Annotated in this window: 16 protein-coding genes; all 16 read right to left on the bottom strand. The window is 59.4% G+C overall.

What is annotated here, in order from left to right; all coding sequences use genetic code 11:
• Position 1 precedes the first annotated feature (1 nt).
• The gene (gene lpxA / locus CCGE531_RS09390) at positions 2-817 is read right to left on the bottom strand and encodes an acyl-ACP--UDP-N-acetylglucosamine O-acyltransferase (RefSeq protein WP_120663911.1); all 816 of its coding nucleotides are present in this window, start codon (positions 815-817) and stop codon (positions 2-4) included.
• Complete coding sequence (gene fabZ / locus CCGE531_RS09385; RefSeq protein WP_120663910.1) at positions 814-1,287, bottom strand: 3-hydroxyacyl-ACP dehydratase FabZ; 474 nt, start codon at positions 1,285-1,287, stop codon at positions 814-816. Before fabZ ends, lpxA begins: the two co-directional genes overlap by 4 nt.
• The gene (gene lpxD, locus CCGE531_RS09380; protein ID WP_120663909.1) at positions 1,280-2,347 is read right to left on the bottom strand and encodes a UDP-3-O-(3-hydroxymyristoyl)glucosamine N-acyltransferase; all 1,068 of its coding nucleotides are present in this window, start codon (positions 2,345-2,347) and stop codon (positions 1,280-1,282) included. The genes fabZ and lpxD overlap by 8 nt, the downstream gene beginning before the upstream one ends.
• A 51-nt stretch (positions 2,348-2,398) precedes the next feature.
• Positions 2,399-4,732 (bottom strand): outer membrane protein assembly factor BamA, encoded by a 2,334-nt coding sequence (gene bamA, locus CCGE531_RS09375; protein ID WP_120663908.1) that lies wholly within the window; start codon positions 4,730-4,732, stop codon positions 2,399-2,401.
• Between the two features lie 200 nt (positions 4,733-4,932).
• Complete coding sequence (rseP, locus tag CCGE531_RS09370) at positions 4,933-6,606, bottom strand: RIP metalloprotease RseP (RefSeq protein WP_120663907.1); 1,674 nt, start codon at positions 6,604-6,606, stop codon at positions 4,933-4,935.
• 24 nt (positions 6,607-6,630) lie between these two features.
• The gene (locus CCGE531_RS09365; protein WP_120663906.1) at positions 6,631-7,464 is read right to left on the bottom strand and encodes a phosphatidate cytidylyltransferase; all 834 of its coding nucleotides are present in this window, start codon (positions 7,462-7,464) and stop codon (positions 6,631-6,633) included.
• Complete coding sequence (locus CCGE531_RS09360; protein ID WP_281024454.1) at positions 7,464-8,234, bottom strand: isoprenyl transferase; 771 nt, start codon at positions 8,232-8,234, stop codon at positions 7,464-7,466. Before CCGE531_RS09360 ends, CCGE531_RS09365 begins: the two co-directional genes overlap by 1 nt.
• 82 nt (positions 8,235-8,316) lie before the next feature.
• On the bottom strand, positions 8,317-8,877 hold the full coding sequence (gene frr / locus CCGE531_RS09355; RefSeq protein WP_120663904.1) for a ribosome recycling factor: 561 nt from the start codon (positions 8,875-8,877) through the stop codon (positions 8,317-8,319).
• A 55-nt stretch (positions 8,878-8,932) separates the two neighbouring features.
• Positions 8,933-9,652, bottom strand: coding sequence for a UMP kinase (gene pyrH, locus CCGE531_RS09350; protein ID WP_120663903.1), 720 nt, complete (start codon positions 9,650-9,652; stop codon positions 8,933-8,935).
• A gap of 134 nt (positions 9,653-9,786) precedes the next feature.
• Positions 9,787-10,713 (bottom strand): translation elongation factor Ts, encoded by a 927-nt coding sequence (gene tsf, locus CCGE531_RS09345; RefSeq protein ID WP_120663902.1) that lies wholly within the window; start codon positions 10,711-10,713, stop codon positions 9,787-9,789.
• A 376-nt stretch (positions 10,714-11,089) separates the two neighbouring features.
• Complete coding sequence (rpsB, locus tag CCGE531_RS09340) at positions 11,090-11,857, bottom strand: 30S ribosomal protein S2 (RefSeq protein ID WP_120663901.1); 768 nt, start codon at positions 11,855-11,857, stop codon at positions 11,090-11,092.
• A 188-nt stretch (positions 11,858-12,045) separates the two neighbouring features.
• Complete coding sequence (locus CCGE531_RS09335; RefSeq protein ID WP_120663900.1) at positions 12,046-13,152, bottom strand: substrate-binding domain-containing protein; 1,107 nt, start codon at positions 13,150-13,152, stop codon at positions 12,046-12,048.
• Entirely contained in the window at positions 13,152-13,769 is a 618-nt protein-coding gene (locus tag CCGE531_RS09330) for a 5-bromo-4-chloroindolyl phosphate hydrolysis family protein (protein ID WP_120663899.1), read from the bottom strand. The genes CCGE531_RS09335 and CCGE531_RS09330 overlap by 1 nt, the downstream gene beginning before the upstream one ends.
• Before the next feature lie 109 nt (positions 13,770-13,878).
• Positions 13,879-15,453 (bottom strand): VWA domain-containing protein, encoded by a 1,575-nt coding sequence (locus CCGE531_RS09325; RefSeq protein WP_120663898.1) that lies wholly within the window; start codon positions 15,451-15,453, stop codon positions 13,879-13,881.
• Between the two features lie 5 nt (positions 15,454-15,458).
• Positions 15,459-16,538 carry a toxic anion resistance protein gene (locus tag CCGE531_RS09320; protein ID WP_120663897.1) on the bottom strand — a complete coding sequence of 360 codons (1,080 nt, stop codon included), beginning with the start codon at positions 16,536-16,538 and terminating at the stop codon, positions 15,459-15,461.
• Positions 16,539-16,760: 222 nt separating this feature from the next.
• On the bottom strand, positions 16,761-17,588 hold the full coding sequence (locus CCGE531_RS09315; protein ID WP_120663896.1) for a cell envelope integrity EipB family protein: 828 nt from the start codon (positions 17,586-17,588) through the stop codon (positions 16,761-16,763).
• Positions 17,589-17,704 lie beyond the last annotated feature (116 nt).

Below are 17,704 nucleotides of genomic sequence, written 5' to 3'. Positions count from 1 at the left end.
CTCAGCTCTTGCCGCGATTGGGCGACGACAGGGCACGATCGCTATCGGCTGCGATGAAATCGAGGATCTCTATCACTTCCTTGCAATCGGCATATTCGTCGCGGATCGCGGCGGCGTTGTCGCGGATCGAGCCCTCGCCTTCGAAGATGGTCTTGTAGGCGCGTCGAACCCTGTGAATAACCGCGCGGTCTACGCCTGCACGCGACATGCCGACGATATTAAGGCCTGAAAGCACGCCAGGATTGCCGTTCAGCATGCCGTAAGGGATGACGTCATAGCTCGCAGCCGAAAGTCCACCGACAAAAGCCTGCCGACCGATGCGCGTGAACTGATGGACGGCGCAACCGCCACCCAGGATGGCGCGATCGTCGACGACCACATGCCCTGCCAACATGACGTTGTTCGACATGATGACATTGTTGCCGATGCGGCAATCATGCGCGACATGGGAATTGGCGAGGAACAGATTATTGTTGCCGACAATGGTCTTGCCGCCGTAATCGGCAGTACCGGTATTGATGGTCACGCCTTCGCGGATCGTGCAGTTCTCACCAACATCCAGCGTCGTCTCTTCGCCGCCGTGATGAACGCTCTGTGGATCACCACCGACGATCGCCATCGGAAATATCTTCGTTCCCTTACCGATCGTCGTGCGGCCAGTGACGACGGCATGCGTCAGCAATTGGACATTGTCATGCAGTACGACCTTGGGACCTACGTGGCAGAAAGGCCCGACTACGACGTTCTCGCCGATGGTGGCACCATCCTCAACGACCGCGAACTTATGAATGCTCGCGCTTTTTGCGATGCTGCTCATGCCTCGTCTTGATCCTTCCTCACAATCATCGCTCCGATATCGGCTTCGGCGACCAGGGAGCCATCAACCTTCGCGTCGCAATGGAATTTCCAGATCGTGCCACGCTGCTTTTGCTTGACGACATGGAACTCGACGCGGTCACCGGGAACGACCGGCTTGCGGAAGCGCGCATTGTCGATCGTCATGAAATAGACGAGATTGCCGCCGATGCCATCCTTGCGAGCGCAGATCGCGCCGGCGGTCTGGGCCATGCCTTCGATAAGCAGCACGCCCGGCATGATCGGAGAACTCGGAAAATGGCCGGTGAATTGCGGCTCGTTGGCCGTCACGTTCTTGATGCCGATCGCGGAATTATCGCTATCGATCTCGATGATCCGGTCAACCATGAGCATGGGATAGCGATGCGGCAAAAGCTTCATAATTTCCAGAATGTCAGCCGACGACAACGACGCCTTGGCTTCTTCAGTCATGCTCCGCACTCCCGTCTTTCTTTTCCCTGGCTCCTGACCGCTTTGCGATCTCCGCCGATTCCCTTAGAAAATCCCATAGAGGCCGCGCTGGAAGGCCTGCATAGCGCTCTCCGGCCGGAATGCTGTTCATCACGCCGCTCTTGGCACCGATCTGCGCGCCGTCGCCGATGTGAATGTGACCATTGAGGCCCGCCTGGCCGCCAATCTGCACGCCATCTCCAATCACCGTGCTGCCGGCGATGCCGACCTGGCTGACGATAGCACAATGCCGACCGATGCGGACGTTATGTCCGATCTGGACCTGGTTGTCGATCTTGGTGCCTTCGCCGATCACGGTATCATCCATGGTGCCGCGATCGATCGTTGTATTGGCGCCGATCTCGACATTGTCCTGGATGATGACGCGGCCGATCTGAACGATCTTGACCATGCCGCGAGGCCCAGGCGCATAACCGAAACCGTCTTGGCCGATGCGCGTACCATTATGGACGATGACGCCATTGCCGAGATAGGCACAGAGCACGCTCGCGCCGCCGCCAATGCTGCAGTTGCGTCCGATTTTCACGCCTGGCCCGATAAGGGCATTGGCGCCGATATAGGTGCCCTCGCCGATCTCGGCGCCAGCGCCGATGATCGCGCCCGGCTCGACGCCGATATTGGCCTCCAGCTTCGCCGTCGGGTCGATGATGGCCGCCGGTGAAATCGTTCCCGGGTTCGCCGCGAATGTGACCGGCCGCATGGCTTGCGGATGCAGCAGGCCGCCGGCAATCGCAAAATCCGTATGCGGCTTCTTCGACAGAAGCACCGGAATATGGTCGGGAACGAAAGATTTCAGCGCCGGCAAGCAAATGATGGCGGAAGCCTTGCAGGTCTCCAGCTCAGCGCGATTCTTTCGGGAAAGGATATAACAAATATCACCCTCGCCTGCCCGATAGACGGGGGCGATAGACCTGATGGCGACCTCCGCAGAGGCCGCATCAGCAAGTTCCGCCCCAAGATGCTCAGCCAGTTGCCTTAAGCTGATGCCGCCATGGGGCGGGAAAAAACCAGTATGTTCCATAAGCACCAGCTCCAGAACGGTGTTCAAGCCCGAAGTTCTGGACTGCCGATATCAGAACTGGTTGGCGATGCCAAACCGGAAATTCTCAACCTTGTCGTAATCTTCCTTGAGAACCGGCACGGCATAGTCGACACGGATGACACCGAACGGCGAAGACCAGATCAGGCCAGCACCGAGCGAAGCTCGGATCGAGCTGTCGTTATGGAGCGTATCGCCGAAGAGATTCGCCTTGTTGCCGTAGAGCGAACCTGCGTCGGCAAAGGCTGCGATACGCAGACCGATGTCCTGCGGTATACCCGGCATCGGCATGCTCGCTTCAGCCGAAGCCGTGAAGTAGGTCGTACCACCGAGCGGATCGCCATGCGACGAACGCGGGCCGATACCAGCATTCTCGAAGCCACGGATTTCGCGGCCACCGAGCGTGAACTGATCGAAGACGTTCAGCTTGCCGTCCGTCGGCATCACATAACCGGCACCGACCGTCAGCGAGCCGATGATATCGGCTTCGTCGCTGATCATCTTGTAGTAACGAGCCTTACCGCTCAGCTTGTAGAAGTCCGAGTCGCCGCCGAGACCAGCATATTCATGCGTGAACTTGGCGATGATACCTTCGCGCGGCAGATTCTGGTCATCAAGCGTGTTGTAGGTAAAGGTCTGCGAAAGAGTCGACTGAGTCCAAGGACCGTTCTCGACGAGGTTGACATACGGAGCGGAAAGATTGTTCTGCCAATCATTCGTGCCGTCGTAGGTCAGGCGCTTGTAGTTATAGCGCAGGGTCGTCGCGAAGTTCTCGGTGATCGGCGCGGTGACGCGCAGCGAGAAACCTTCTTCCGAGTAGTCGTAGAAATCGTCGCTCGACGTCTGGTTCTTGAAGATATCGAAACCAGCGGCAAGGCGATAGCCGAGGAAGTAGGGCTCGGTGAACGAGATGTTGTAGGTACGGTTACCTTCCGTGCCGGCACCAGCAGCGATACGGATGTACTGGCCGCGACCGAGGAAGTTCTTTTCTTCGACCGAAGCTTCGAGCAGCAGGCCACCGTTGTTGCCGACAGCGTAACCCGCGCCGATACCGAAGGAGCCGGTCGGCTGGTCTTCGACGTTGACGACGACGACCACGCGGTCCGGGGCACTGCCCTGCGCCGTCGAGATATCGACCTTGGTGAAATAGCCCAGCGCATCGAGGCGACGCTTGGCGCGCGTGATCATTTCCTGGTTGAAGGCATCGCCTTCGTTGAGGTCGAACTCGCGGCGAATGACGTAATCGCGCGTGCGGGTGTTGCCGCGGATTTCGATCCGCTCGACATAGGCGCGCTCGCCCTGATCGACCAGATATTCGATACCGATGGTGTGACCGGACAGATCGCGATTGCCACGCGGCGTGATGCGGGCGAACGGATAGCCCGCGGACGCTACGCGCTTGGAAATGTTCTCGATCGAGGTCTGGATATCCTTGGCGCTGTAGACATCGCCCTTGTGGGTGATGATGAGGCCCTTCAGCTCGTCGCCATTGACGCCGTCGACCGTCGAAATCACGTTGATGTCGCCATAGGTGTAACGCGGACCTTCATCAACATTGAAGTTCAGCGTGTATTCGTTGTTCTGCTCGTTCAGCGTCGCGTCGGCGCTGACGATGCGGAAATCGGCGTAGCCGTGATTGTAGTAGAACTGACGCAGCGTATCCTGGTCGGCCTGCTGGCGCTCGGGGCTGTAGACGTCCTTGCGGGTCAGGAACGACAGGAAGTTGCTTTTCTTGGTGGCGATCACCGAAGCCAAGCGGCCGCTGCCATAGGCCTGATTGCCCGAGAAATTGATCTTGTCGATCTTGGTGCGGTCACCTTCATTGATGACGAAGGCGACGTTGACGCGGCCCGGCGAGACTTCCGCGGTCTGCGTCGTCACCTGTACATCGTTACGACCGATCGAGGCGTAGGCATCCTTGATGGTCTTAATGTCGGCCTGAACGGAAGCTTCGTTGTAAGGGCCGGCCGAATGGGTCTGAACGACGCCCTGGAGCTTGTCGTCCTTGATCTTGCGGTTGCCGTTGAAGACCACGGCGTTGATGAGCTTATTTTCCTGGACCGTTACGACCAGGGTGCTGCCCGAAACCGTAATGTGGACATCGGAGAAATATCCGGTGGCATAGAGTTGCTTCACCGAAACATCGATATCGCCGGGGGAGAAGTTCTTTCCAGGCTTGATCGCGATATTGTCGCGAACCGCCGTCGCGCCGACACGTTCCGCACCGCGAACGTCAACGCGCTGAATAACAGCTGCTTCCGCGACCGAGGTAGAGGCAAGGGTGATAACACCAGCACCAGACGCAACAACACCAGCAGACAGCGCTACCGCCGACACTGCGTTCAAAAATTTTGAACCAGCCTTCATTTTCACTTCTTACCTTTTTTCAATCGTCCCCAGCCCCGAGCGAACCCGATTCCGGCCACGTGTGTCGTTTTACCCGCTTTTGACATACAAGCAAGGGAGCACGTTAATTTCTGTTTACTTCATTTCGAAGCGTGGCCCATTCGCCACTACAGCTTTGAAACATCGTAAATAAATCGTAATTTTCCTCTCACGCAGCTCCACTAGCCTATTCTGGAACTGATGTCGTTCCAGGTCGCAAACACCATGAGTGAGAGCACCATCGCAAATCCGATCCGGAAAGCGATATCCTGCGCCCTTGCACCCAGGGGTTTTCCCCTTACGGCTTCAATCGCATAGAACATCAGATGGCCGCCATCAAGTACCGGCACCGGCATCAAATTTAATAACCCTATTGAAACAGAAAGTATGGCGGCGAATTGGAGCACCGCGGCAAAACCCAGGGTTGCCATTTGCCCGGACAGTTGCGCAACCCGAATGGGGCCTCCCAGCTGATCGGCCTTCATGTAGCCGCCGATGACATTGCCGATGTATTCGAAAGTGCCGGAAACGATGCTGCCGGTCTGCTTCACGCCCTCGGCGAGCGCCTGGAGCGGCCCATATGCCTCGTAACGCAGCTTGATCGGCTTCTGGCCGTCGGTGATGCCGATGGTGGCGATCTCCATCCGGGCGCCAAAGGCATCTGTCTCCTCCGACTTTTTGGGCGTCACCGTCACGTCGCGCGCCTGGCCGTCGCGCTTGACCGTCAATGTCATCGATTTGTCGGCATGAGACGCCGCATAACGCTGCACTTCACCGATGGAACCGATTTCTCGTCCGTCCACGGAAAGAATGCGATCCCCGAGTTCGAGACCTGCCGTCTGGGCCGGACTGTCCGAACCAATCGACGCGACGATGGGATCGATCGGCGCAATGCCGATGGCGCCGACATCCTTCTTGTTCCCGGATGCATCCGTGTCGACCAGGGTCTCGGTCATCATCGGGAAATCACGGATCGCGCCGTTGCGCTTGATGGTGAGCACGATGCTCTTGCCCGGGCGCTCGGCCAAGTAGCGACCGATGTCGTAGTAAGTGGCGACATTGTTGCCGTCGACGGCAATCAGGCGATCCCCGGCCTGCACCCCGGCCTTAGCCGCTGGACCGGTCGGCTCCACTGCGGTCACGACCGGATCGACGAGCGCAATGCCGATGCGGCCCATTTCCATCTTGTTGCCGAACTGATCGGTATCTTCGACGAGCTTCGGCACGATCTGGAAATCGCGATTCTGGCCGTCGCGCTGGACGGTCAGAACGATGGTACGGCCCGGGCGAAGACCGACATAACGCTGCACTTCATCGAACGTCGCCACCTTGTTGCCGTCGATGGCGACAAGGCGGTCGCCTGGCTCGATGCCGGCCTCGGCGGCAGCGCCGTCTCGCGTCACCATGGCAACGACCGGATCGGCGACCGTGCGGCCGTAGATGCTGAAAAGGACGGCAAAGATCGCGATGGCGAGAAGGAAATTGGCAATCGGGCCGGCCGCAACCGTGGCGGCCCGCTTCCATAGCTTCGCACCGGCAAAGGACTGGGCCCGCTCCTCCTCCGTCATGGCCGAAAGCTGATCCACGTCGGTCTTGCTGGAGGCATCCTCGTCACCGAAGAATCGCACGTAGCCGCCGAGCGGGATGAGCGAAAGCTTCCAGCGCGTGCCGTGCCGATCGGTAAATCCGGCGATCTCGGGGCCGAAGCCGATCGAGAAGGCCATGATGCGGATACCGGACCAGCGGCCGACCAGATAATGACCCATCTCATGCACGAAAACGAGCAACGACAGGACGAAGACAAACGTGATGACGTTGTTCGTCAAGAAACCGATGAAGCTAGCCGCGCTACCCATGCAACGATCCTGTTCATGTTAATTTCAGACCCCGAGCAGAACGCCGCCCAGTGAAAGGGTCTCGCCGCTCATTGTCAGCGACATTACGATAGCCAACAAAAACGCTGCAAAACAAGCAAAAATTAGTCCATCGACCCGATCCATGACGCCGCCATGGCCGGGAATCAGGTGGCTGGAGTCTTTCACGCCAAACTTGCGCTTGATGAAAGACTCGAACAAATCGCCGATTTGGCTGCATATGGAAAGCACAAGGGCAAGGACGGGAATCCGCAGCTCGTCGGCGGAAAAGAAACTCCATACCACCGCAGTTCCCGCGACGACGGCCGCGATGGCGCCGCCGACCGCGCCCGACCATGTCTTGCCGGGCGATATCCTCGGAGCCAGCTTCGGCCCGCCGATGGCGCGTCCGACGAAATAGGCGAGGATATCCGTTGCCCACACGGTGGCGAAAACGAACAGCATCAGGACGAAGCCGCGCAGATCGTCATCGCGAATCTCCGAAAGCGCAATCGTCGTCAGTCCGGAATAGAATATGCCTGAAGGCAGCCACCAGCTTCTGGCGCGAATCCCGACCATGACCGCCGTGATCACGACGAAGGCGGCCAGAACTTCAATGGAATAGACGGATTCGCCCAGGACCGTTGCACCGGCAATCAGCACGAGGCCAAGCCAGCCGAGCGCATTTCCCTGGGGATCGCGGCCATGCAGATCCGTTATCGTCGACCATTCATAGTAGACGAGCAGGCCGATCGCAGCCGCCAAAAGACGAAAGCTCAAACCGCCATACCAGGTGGCGACGAGAACGATGACGGCGAGAATGATGCCGGAGATAATGCGCAGCCTGAGTTCGCGGCTCATCAGGACCCCACGGCCGCTTGCTTGGCGGAAAGACCACCAAAGCGCCGGTCGCGCGCTGCATATTTTTCCAGCGCGGAGAAGAAGAGATCGCGGCTGAAATCGGGCCAATAGTCCGGCACGAACATGAACTCGGAATAGGCGGCCTGCCACAACAGGAAATTCGAAAGCCGTTCCTCGCCGCTCGTGCGGATAATGAGGTCGGGATCGGGAATCCCGGCGGTGTCGAGACGGGCGTCGACCAGCTCCGCGCTGATGTCCTGCGGGCGCAGCCGCCCGGCCTCGACGTCTTTCGCAAGGCTCGCGAAGGCGCGCGTGATCTCATCGCGCGAGCCGTAATTGAAGGCGATGACCAAGGTCAGGGCCGTATTGTTCCTGGTGGTCTCCTCTGCCTCGATCAACAGGGGCAGAATGTCGCCACGCAGGTTGCCGCGATCGCCTATGACGCGAATCCGGACGTTCTGCCGATGAAGCTCCGCGAGATCGCGGCGAATGAAGGCCTTGAGCAGGCCGAGCAAATCGCTCACCTCAGTCTCGGGGCGGCGCCAGTTCTCCGAGGAAAAGGCAAAAAGCGTCAAGTATTTGATGCCGATATCGCCGGCGGCCCGAACCGTTTCCCTGACCGCCTCCACGCCCTTGCGATGGCCCATGGTGCGCGGCAGACCGCGCGCATTGGCCCAGCGACCGTTGCCATCCATGATAATGGCAACGTGTTCGGGTACGACGGAGAACGTGGGAGCTGACATATGGGTCCGGTTTCGTTCGGCGGAAATACGCTCTGGTCTCGTAATCTAGGGCGCGGTCACCGCTTTCAATATTGCCAAATCAAAAGCGTGAAATCTCCCCAGCGTGCGATCAGACCTGCATGATTTCCTTTTCCTTGTCGGCTAGCAAGCGGTCGACTTCCGAAATCGTCTCATCCGTCATCTTCTGCACACGTTCAGAGAGAGACCGGCTCTCGTCCTGGCCGATTACACCGTCTTTTTCGGCCTTTTTGAGACCATCCATGCCATCGCGGCGAACGTGGCGAATCGCTACCTTGGCCTTCTCGGTATATTCATGGGCGACCTTGACCAGCGAACGGCGGCGCTCTTCGTTGAGCTCCGGCAGCGGAATGCGCAGGTTCTGGCCGTCAATGATGGGATTGAGGCCAAGATTGGATTCGCGGATGGCGCGCTCGACGGCACCGACCATCGACTTGTCCCACACCGAAACCGCCAGCATGCGCGGTTCCGGCACGGTGATGTTGGAAACCTGGTTCAGCGGCATACGCGACCCGTAGGCTTCGATCGTGACCGGGTCCAGGATGTTGGCGGATGCACGTCCGGTGCGCAGAGAGGCGATATCGCTTTTGAATGCCGCGATGGCGCCGTCCATGCGGCGCTTCAATTCCTTGAGGTCGGTGCCTTCACTCATGTTCATACTCCCGTCGGATAGGGCGACACCGGGCATGCCCGGCGCCACAGGAACGTCAATTGTCTGATACGATGGTCTTGCGGCCGCCGCCGGTCAAGATTTGGGCGAAACCGCCCTCCTCGTGAATCGAGAAGACGACGATCGGAATGGAGTTTTCGCGAGCAAGCGCCACGGCGGCCACATCCATGACGGCCAGTCCCTTTTCGAGCACCTGGCTGTGAGTCAGATGGTCGAAGCGCTCGGCATCGGGGAATTTCTTCGGATCGGCGGAGTAGATGCCGTCGACCTGTGTGCCCTTGAAGATCGCTTCCGCGCCCATCTCGGCGGCACGCAGCGCGGCGGCGGAATCTGTCGTGAAGAACGGATTGCCGGTGCCGCCGGCAAAGATCACCACGCGACCAAGCGAGAGATGATAAAGCGTGGCACGCTGCGAGAAGCTTTCGCAGATTTCCGGCATCGAGATGGCCGAGAGCACGACGGTGTCGATATCGAGTTTACGCAGCGAGGTCGCCAGAGCGAGCGCATTGATGATGGTGCCGAGCATGCCCATGTGATCGCCGGTCACACGGTCGCCGCCCTTGGAGGCCACGGCAACGCCACGGAAGATATTGCCGCCGCCGACGACCACGCCGACCTCGACGCCCATCGCGCGCGCTTCCGCGATGTCGGACGCAATCCGGTCGGCGACGGTCACGTCGATGCCGAACCCCTGGCTACCCATCAGGGCTTCGCCGGAGGCCTTGAGCAGTACGCGCTTGTAGATCGGCTGAGACATCGTGGCTCCTTGAAGTGATCGCGGGGGATGATTGTGAAAGCCGGATACACGAAGGGCACCGCGTTGTCACGCGATGCCCTGATGTTTTCCCTGATATGGTTTCGCCAATCCGGGATATGACTTCTTTTCGCTGATCAGCCCTTGGCTACAGCGGCGACTTCGGCGGCGAAGTCGGTCTCTTCCTTCTCGACGCCTTCGCCGAGGAGCAGACGGGCCATGCCGACGACTTCGATCGGGGCGCCGGCGGTCTTTTCGGCTTCCTTGATGGCAGCAGCGACCGTCAGGTCCGGGTTGATGACGAAAGCCTGCGAAAGAAGAGCGACTTCCTCGAAGAACTTGCGCATGCGGCCTTCCACCATCTTTTCAATGATGGCTTCCGGCTTGCCGGATTCGCGGGACTGCTCGATGAAGACGTTGCGTTCGCGCTCGGCGACCGCCGCATCGACTTCTTCGGCGCGGATAGCCAGCGGGTTGGTAGCGGCAATGTGCATGGCAACCTGGCGGCCGATCGACGTCAGAACGGCCTTGTCGCCGACCGACTTCAGGGCGACCAGAACGCCGAGCTTGCCGATACCGTCGCCGGCAGCGTTGTGGATGTAGGTCGCCACGACGCCGTGCTCGACTTCCAGCTTGGCTGCACGACGAAGCGTCATGTTCTCGCCGATGGTTGCGATCGCGTCCTTGATGGTGTCGGCAACCGGCTTGCCGGATGCGGGGTAGGTCGCAGCCGAAATGGCTTCGACCGTGCCGTCGGTGGACAGCGCAACTTCGGCGATGCCGCGGGCGAGGTCCTGGAAGGCATCGTTACGGGCAACGAAGTCGGTTTCGGAATTGAGCTCGACGACAACGGCCTTGTGGCCGGCGCCGGCAATGGCGACCAAGCCTTCAGCGGCGGTGCGGCCGGACTTCTTGTCGGCCTTAGAGATGCCCTTGGCGCGCAGCCAGTCGATCGCTGCTTCGATATCGCCGTTGGTTTCGGTCAGCGCCTTCTTGCAGTCCATCATGCCTGCGCCAGACTTTTCGCGCAGTTCCTTCACCAGTGCAGCCGTAATCTCGGTCATAAGCTTCCTCTTGTCGGTTCATACGGTGCAGCAGGCGGTTTTGAGCCGAAGCGGCACCGATTTGAGGGACGAAATGTACCCGTAAGTATGACAGCGTTATGAAGCAGCGTCATACTGTGGAATTCTTGATTGGAACATGCCTGGATTTACCGCCTACAGCGCCATGCGTCACAAGTGACGCGCAAAGGTCGCTGTAGCACTTAAATCCGCTGCATAATTTTACCCTTAAATCGATTCCGATTTAAGGAATTATGCAGTAGGCGTGGCGTCATGCAAAACGCGATAAGGCCGCTCGAACTTGTTGAAGTCGCAAACGGCCTTATCCCGGATTTCATTGCGCTTGGGCGGACAGTCTAATGCCCGCCTCTGGGCGCGATCAGGCTTCGGTGCCGTCCGCCAGGGTCGGCTCGATCGGAGCTTCTTCGGAAGCGCCGAGATCACGGCCGGATGCACCCTGCTGACGGGCGATGCCGTCGATGGCAGCGCGCGAGATCAGGTCGCAGTAAAGAGCGATGGCGCGCGAGGCGTCGTCGTTGCCCGGGATCGGATAGTCGATCAGGTCCGGATCGCAGTTCGAGTCGATGATGGCGACGACCGGGATGCCGAGGCGCTTGGCTTCGTCGATCGCGATCTTTTCCTTGTTGGTGTCGATGATGAACATCAGGTCCGGCGTGCCGCCCATGTCCTTGATACCGCCGAGGGCCTTGTCGAGCTTTTCGCGCTCGCGCTCAAGGTTCAGACGTTCCTTCTTGGTGAAGCCCTGGGCATCGCCGGAGAGGATTTCGTCGAGCTTGCGCAGACGCTGGATCGAGTTGGAGATCGTCTTCCAGTTGGTCATCATGCCGCCGAGCCAGCGGGCGTTGACGTAGTACTGAGCCGAGCGCTTGGCACTGTCGGCGATCAGTTCGGACGCCTGGCGCTTGGTGCCGACGAACAGAACACGGCCGCCACGGGCAACGGTGTCGCTGACGACCTGCAGGGCGCGGCTCAGCAACGGAACCGTCTGCGCGAGGTCGATGATGTGGATGTTGTTGCGATCGCCGAAAATGTACGGCTTCATCTTCGGGTTCCAGCGATGCGTCTGGTGGCCGAAGTGAACACCAGCTTCCAGAAGCTGGCGCATAGAAAAATCGGGCAATGCCATGCCTTTGTATCCTTTTCCGGTTGAACCTCCGCAAGGCGAACAGCACCCTCTTCGAGAATGCCACCGGGCGGAAAAATCCGGATTTCTCCCGGACGATCCCATGCCTTACGTGTGGAATGAGGGTGCCCTTACATTCGATTCATCGGGAATGCAAGGCTTTTGGATCAAAAATAACCCCTGCCCTGCTTTCAGCTGACCAGTTTGTCGAGCAGCGCCAGCATGACATTGGCGTCCGGCATCGGCAATACGGCGTCGATTTCAGCCGGCAGCAGGCCGGCAATCGCGCTGTCGGCATCGCCGGTTACTGTTCCCAGCGGCCCACGGAAACCGTGCTTGGTCCAGGCAAGCTCCTGTAGCCGCGGGCTGACCAAGGCCTCTATCATGCGATCGACCTGTTCATCGATGGCGATCAGCGGGTGCGCGGAATAGACGGTCGGATGCGGATAGAGCACCACGGGCTTAGCGCTGTTGCCGGCCTGTATCCTCTGCCAACGCTTCGGATCGGCGATAATCCATTCCACCAGCTGATTCTCATAGCCGACGATCATCGGCTCGCCGCCGATGCCACCGGCAAGATACTGTTCGAACAGCTTGCCCGATGACGACGACTTGAAGCCCATGTTGCGGAAGATCGCCTGCGCCTTGTCCCCGAATTGCGGGAGACTTTCAGTACTCGCCACATTGCCGCTCAGGAGGCTGAGCACGAGGCCTGAAAACATGAAGCCGGAATTGGAACGGTTGGGATCGGTCGAGACGATCCGGGCCTGACCATAGAGCGAGTTGACGCCGAGCTTCGACCAGTTCGTTCCGGCAAGCATTGCGTCCAGCAACGCCTTGAGATCAAGCTGATGCTGCCCCTCTGGCGTCGTGGTGACGAGCCCCGCCTTGGTCAATCCGTCGACGACGGGCTGCCAGGAATAGACGACGATGGGCGTATTGAGGATGACGCGATCGTTGCGGATCTTGATGCCGCCCTGCCGGGCGATATCGACCATGATCGATGAGGACGGCCACAGGAACGCGGGGTTCTGCGACAGAAGCGCCTGTTCACGCACCATCTCGACCGAACCGGCGACGCGGCTGTTGATCTCCAATCCGTAACCGTGGAGCGCCGAGATCACGTCGTTGTCAGCCAGGAAGGCTTCCTTCTCGCCGCCGATGAAGCCGAAGAGCTTGGTGCGGTTGCCGAGCAGCCCCTGTAGCTCCGGCCGGTCCTTGACAGCGAAATAGCCTCCGGTCCCCGCGACACCGGCGGCAAGAAGCCCTACTCCAAAAGCGCGGCGGGAAATGGCCATCAGCGTCCTATGTCCTCTTTGAGCGAGGCCTGTATGAGGCGCAGCTCGGTATCAAGCGTATCAAGCCTGTCTTCGACCAGGCTATCGGAATAGTGTACGAAAGCGTCTTCGAGTTTGGTCAGAACGAGACCGACCTCCTGCAGGCGGACGGCATCCGGCTGGCGTTTTGCCTCGATCACGGCAAATCCTTCCGCCACCTCCGCTGCCCGCGGCAGATAATAGCTGAGGAACCGCCGGACCGTGCCGGCGCTTTCCGGATTGGCCTCCACCTTGGCAAAGACGTCGGCGGCGATTTCAGCCAGATGTCGCACCCGTTTTGCCGTTTCCTTGCTGACGATCTGGCTCGCCGACGCTTCCAGCCTTTGCGCGGCGGGTGTCGCCGCGCTCAACAGGTCGCGGGCAAAATCCAGACGTCCCCTGCCGATCGCCTTCGCATCCAGCCCTTCGAACATACGCTTCGGTGCAAGGACGAAGATCAGGCCGACGAAAACCAAGAGGCCGATGATCGCCGCGATCCATATCGGCATGCCGGCAACAAAGCTGAGGACAGGAACGACGATGGCGGCGGCAAGGCCCGCCACGATCCAATTCCAGTCATTGCCGAACCAATTGCGCATTATCGTCCTAGAGCAATTCCGGCAAAGGCGCGAAGCGGTTTTGCGTCTGGAATTGCGTGAAAACAAAGAGATAGAGCATTTCCGTGACTCCGTTTAAAACAGAAATGCCCTAGTTATAGCCGCGCACTGCCCGGAACGCGCTGACCAGATCGCCACGGCCGTCAAAGACGCGCGCCGAGGTCTCCTTTGCGAGAGCATCCAGCTGCCGCTTGTCCGCATCGCCGAAGGTGATGCCGAACACCGGCACATGCGGGTTCACCGATGCCCAGCGGCTCATGAAATCACCGTTGGCATCATCGGATCTACCATCGGTCATGATGACGATCGCCGGCAGATAGGATGACAGATCCCGCGTCGCGCTTATCCAGTCAAGCGCCTTGCTCGCGCAGGCATACATATCCGTGCCGCCGTCGGCGCGCTGGCGCGAAACCTTGTCGACAAGCATTTTCTGCTGAGCCGGATTTCCCGTACCCTCGAAAGTCGTGCGCACATCGGCGTCGAACGGAATGACCATGATGCGATCGGTCGGCGTCCATTGCGCCAGCACCTTGCCTGTTTCGTCGGGATTGAACAGGAAGTGCATGGCCGCCTGGAGCTGCTCCTCGCCTTTGCCCGCCATAGAGCCTGAGAAATCAAGGCAGAGTGCGGTCAGTGACGGCTTGCGCAATGCCACCTGATAGAGATCGAGCGCCTGGCGGATGACGGCAGGCTCCGGCATGCGGATCGCGGTCACGAGCCGGGTCGGATCGAAATTCCATGACGGTTCCGGCTTGGCGGTGACATCCGCGAGCGGAATGCGGCGGCCCGTATCCGCGATACGCTTCTGCACCGGCGCGGAGCGCAAATATTCGACGAGCTGGTTGAAGAAGATCTCGACCTCCTGCCCTCGCCCATGGTCGACGAAACCGATCGGAGAATCGGCAACGACGACGCCGTCGGCGGGGTAGATGGCATAAAGCGGTTCCTTGCCCATGCCCGCGAGCTTGTCGTTGGTTTCCTTCAGCACCGCCTCGTAGTTCCACATGGCGTCGTAGAGCACGCCCTTTCCGGCCGAATCGGTATAGAGATCCGCAAGCCAGCCCGATGACCCGGAGGAGCGCTCGACGCCGCCGAGCAGCGAGCGGACCGCACCCTGGACATCCGGCTTGTCGAGATCGCCCGGCTCGATCACGGGCTTGTTGCCGAGCGCGCTCGACAGCATGCCGAGATAGGCACTGGCGCCGGAATTCGATTGTGTCGCCGATGTCATGAGAAACTTCAGCGAGCCGCTCTTCACCGCCGTCAATATGTCTTTCATATAAACAGGCTTGCCGACCCAGCCGAGCGCCTCGGCCTTGGATTTGCGCACGCCGAGAATGACCGGCATCTGCGCGACCGACGTCAATGACTTCACCCGCCGCTTGGCGTCGAACATATCGACCCAGACGCTCGAGGCAGGCCAGACGGCATCCTGCTCGACGCCCTGCTCGCCCTGCAGGGCCAAGCCGATATCCAGCGTGCCTTCATAGGTAAAGCTGCAGGTCGCCTTCTTCTCCTTGCAGAATTCCTCGACAACAGGCTGAAGAACCGTGTTTTCCGAGCCGGAAACGATCGAGAATTTCGGGCCTTGCCCGCCGATATTGCAGCCGCTCAGCGCAAGAGCTGACGCGAGCGTCAGGCCGGTAACAAATTTGCGGATTGTCATGCGAATTACCGCGCCTCGATCATTGCTTTCTTGAGCTCTATGGTCATTTTCTGCATCCGCTGCTCGGCCTCTGCCCGCTTGGCGCGGCCATCCTCCTGCACCTTCAGGACACCGCCGATCGTGTCGATCAGGTCGCGGTTGGCAGCCGCAAGTGTGTCGATGTCGACGATACCGCGCTGCGACTGCTGTTCTATGGCGATCGCCTGATCCTTCATCATTTTCGAGGCTTGGCGGATCATGTCATTGGTGGCGTCGGTGACCGTCTTCTGCAGGTCGAGCGCGGATTTCTGCTGCGTCAGGCCGAGCAGGATCACCATCTTCTGCTTCCAGGCCGGCACCGTCAGCGCCGAGGTCGCCTGCAGGTTTTCGATCAGGGTTTCGTCGCCCGACTGGACAATCCGGATCTGCGGCAATTGCTGAATGCCGAGCTGGCGTGCCTGCTGCAGATAAAAAATCCGCTTCTCCAGCCGATCGAGGGCCTGAAGGCTATCCTGGTAGATCTGCGCTTCCAGCATGCCGCCGCCCGGATTGGCGGAGGCCGCATCGGCGGCGCTCTTCAGCCGGGGGAGTTCGGTCGACCGAAAACGCTCGGCAAAATCCTTGCCGGCCTGCACATACGCATCGAGCTGCACGATGGACTGCTTGGTCTCCTCGTGCAGATCGTCCAGAAGGGCGATATCCCGGCGCAAGATGTCCTTGTGCCGATCGAGCTCGAGCCCGATGCGATCGATCTGGCCGGCCACATCCTCGAATTGCTCCTTGAAGCGCTCCAGCCTCGCCCTGAACGAGGAAAACATCCGCGAGAGGAAACCCTCGTCCTTCAAGGAGGCGGGGTCCAGCTTCTTCGATTTGACGATGATATCGGTCAGCAGCTTGCCGACCTCGCCAAGATCGCGATTGCGAACTTCGCGCAGGATACGATCGGAATAATCGGAAACGGCTTGCTGCGCGCGATCGCCATAGACGGAAATGCCCGCGCGATCGGTCAGATCGATGCCGTCGCCGATGCGGGCGATTTCCGCCGGATCGGCGACGACAACCGGCAGGCTGTTGGTGGAACCGGTGGAGATATCGGTATTGCTCATAGGTCGTGCTTTCTCGTCCATAAACACGGAGCCGACCGCAAAAACTTCCAATCGCCCCAAAAAGCGATCATTCCCCCGCGCGCCCCACTACAATTCCAGATCGGCGCGAGCGAAAGACGGACTCACCCACACGTGCCAATCGTTTCACACCATAGTGAAGCTTAGATCACAGTTTTATGACGATGATTTTATGTTTCGGCCAACCCAGCGCCGCACGTCGGACTACTGGCACGCCTTGGCATCGAGAACCTCGAGCTTGGTAAGCTTGCCGGTCAGTACGAAGTCGCCGTAATCCATGGTGAGATCGCGCGTTATGCCGTTCTCGTAGAGTTTGAAGGACATGCGGTAGACGGGCGTGGCATCGCCTGTGGACTTCTCGTTGAAATAGGCCACGGTCACCGGCCAGAAAGACGTCTTGGCGAAGGCGCCGGCCTTGTCGGCATCGGGATCGTCCGTGGCCGGAGGCTGCGCCTTGCCCACGACCGTGGTGGCGATGAGCGGCTTGTCGCCATCGTCGGAGCCGTCGAAGACCTGCGCCTCGAAGAAATTCTTGCCGAGCTTGGCATTGTGGATGATGTCGAGCATATGCTCGGTCGGGAAACGGCTCTGGATAAGTTCGACCTGCTTGCTATGCGGCTGCATCAGATCGACCTTGATGCCCTTCTGATCGTCGCTTGCGGCTCCCCGCACGTCCTTGTCGAGCTGGTTGTCGGTAAAGGACTTGGTCTCGAAGCGGAACAGGCGCTTCCCGAGATCCTCGAACGTGGTCGTCTGCTGGTCGCTGACACGGGTGGAATCGCCTGTGTCGATCTTCGTCACGAAACGGAAGTTGGTGGTGAATCCGGCGCAATCGGAGCCTTCGAACTCATAGACCATGCGGCCGACCATGCCGGAAATGCCGGAGCGATCCGAAGCATCCTTCAGCTCGAGATCATAGACGGCGCGATGCGCGATCAGCCCGCTCGGACCGGCTGCATTGGCTGCGGAAATCCCCAGTGACAGAATGCCCAGCCCCGAAACGACGGTGGCAGCAAGACTCGAGCGGAACATTCATTATCTCCTGTTGGACTCGCATGCGATGTTATAAGAACGCTTTCGGCTGAAACGAGGCTGCCGATCCTAAGTGACGGAATTTAGTCTTGATGCCGGATTTTTGAAGTTTTTAC

Source organism: Rhizobium sp. CCGE531 (assembly GCF_003627795.1).
GTDB lineage: Bacteria > Pseudomonadota > Alphaproteobacteria > Rhizobiales > Rhizobiaceae > Rhizobium.
The sequence above is the reverse complement of the archived record's forward strand: the minus strand, read 5'-3'. Positions and strand labels throughout refer to the sequence as shown.

What these genes read in the sequence shown, in the direction of transcription:
- pyrH (WP_120663903.1), bottom strand. Translation starts at nt 9,652, where the DNA reads ATGTCTCAGCCGATCTACAAGCGCGTACTGCTCAAGGCCTCCGGCGAA.
- fabZ (WP_120663910.1), bottom strand. Translation starts at nt 1,287, where the DNA reads ATGACTGAAGAAGCCAAGGCGTCGTTGTCGTCGGCTGACATTCTGGAA.
- CCGE531_RS09315 (WP_120663896.1), bottom strand. Translation starts at nt 17,588, where the DNA reads ATGTTCCGCTCGAGTCTTGCTGCCACCGTCGTTTCGGGGCTGGGCATT.
- CCGE531_RS09320 (WP_120663897.1), bottom strand. Translation starts at nt 16,538, where the DNA reads ATGAGCAATACCGATATCTCCACCGGTTCCACCAACAGCCTGCCGGTT.
- frr (WP_120663904.1), bottom strand. Translation starts at nt 8,877, where the DNA reads ATGAGTGAAGGCACCGACCTCAAGGAATTGAAGCGCCGCATGGACGGC.
- CCGE531_RS09365 (WP_120663906.1), bottom strand. Translation starts at nt 7,464, where the DNA reads ATGAGCCGCGAACTCAGGCTGCGCATTATCTCCGGCATCATTCTCGCC.
- bamA (WP_120663908.1), bottom strand. Translation starts at nt 4,732, where the DNA reads ATGAAGGCTGGTTCAAAATTTTTGAACGCAGTGTCGGCGGTAGCGCTG.
- CCGE531_RS09325 (WP_120663898.1), bottom strand. Translation starts at nt 15,453, where the DNA reads ATGACAATCCGCAAATTTGTTACCGGCCTGACGCTCGCGTCAGCTCTT.
- rseP (WP_120663907.1), bottom strand. Translation starts at nt 6,606, where the DNA reads ATGGGTAGCGCGGCTAGCTTCATCGGTTTCTTGACGAACAACGTCATC.
- rpsB (WP_120663901.1), bottom strand. Translation starts at nt 11,857, where the DNA reads ATGGCATTGCCCGATTTTTCTATGCGCCAGCTTCTGGAAGCTGGTGTT.
- CCGE531_RS09335 (WP_120663900.1), bottom strand. Translation starts at nt 13,152, where the DNA reads ATGGCCATTTCCCGCCGCGCTTTTGGAGTAGGGCTTCTTGCCGCCGGT.
- lpxD (WP_120663909.1), bottom strand. Translation starts at nt 2,347, where the DNA reads ATGGAACATACTGGTTTTTTCCCGCCCCATGGCGGCATCAGCTTAAGG.
- CCGE531_RS09330 (WP_120663899.1), bottom strand. Translation starts at nt 13,769, where the DNA reads ATGCGCAATTGGTTCGGCAATGACTGGAATTGGATCGTGGCGGGCCTT.
- lpxA (WP_120663911.1), bottom strand. Translation starts at nt 817, where the DNA reads ATGAGCAGCATCGCAAAAAGCGCGAGCATTCATAAGTTCGCGGTCGTT.
- tsf (WP_120663902.1), bottom strand. Translation starts at nt 10,713, where the DNA reads ATGACCGAGATTACGGCTGCACTGGTGAAGGAACTGCGCGAAAAGTCT.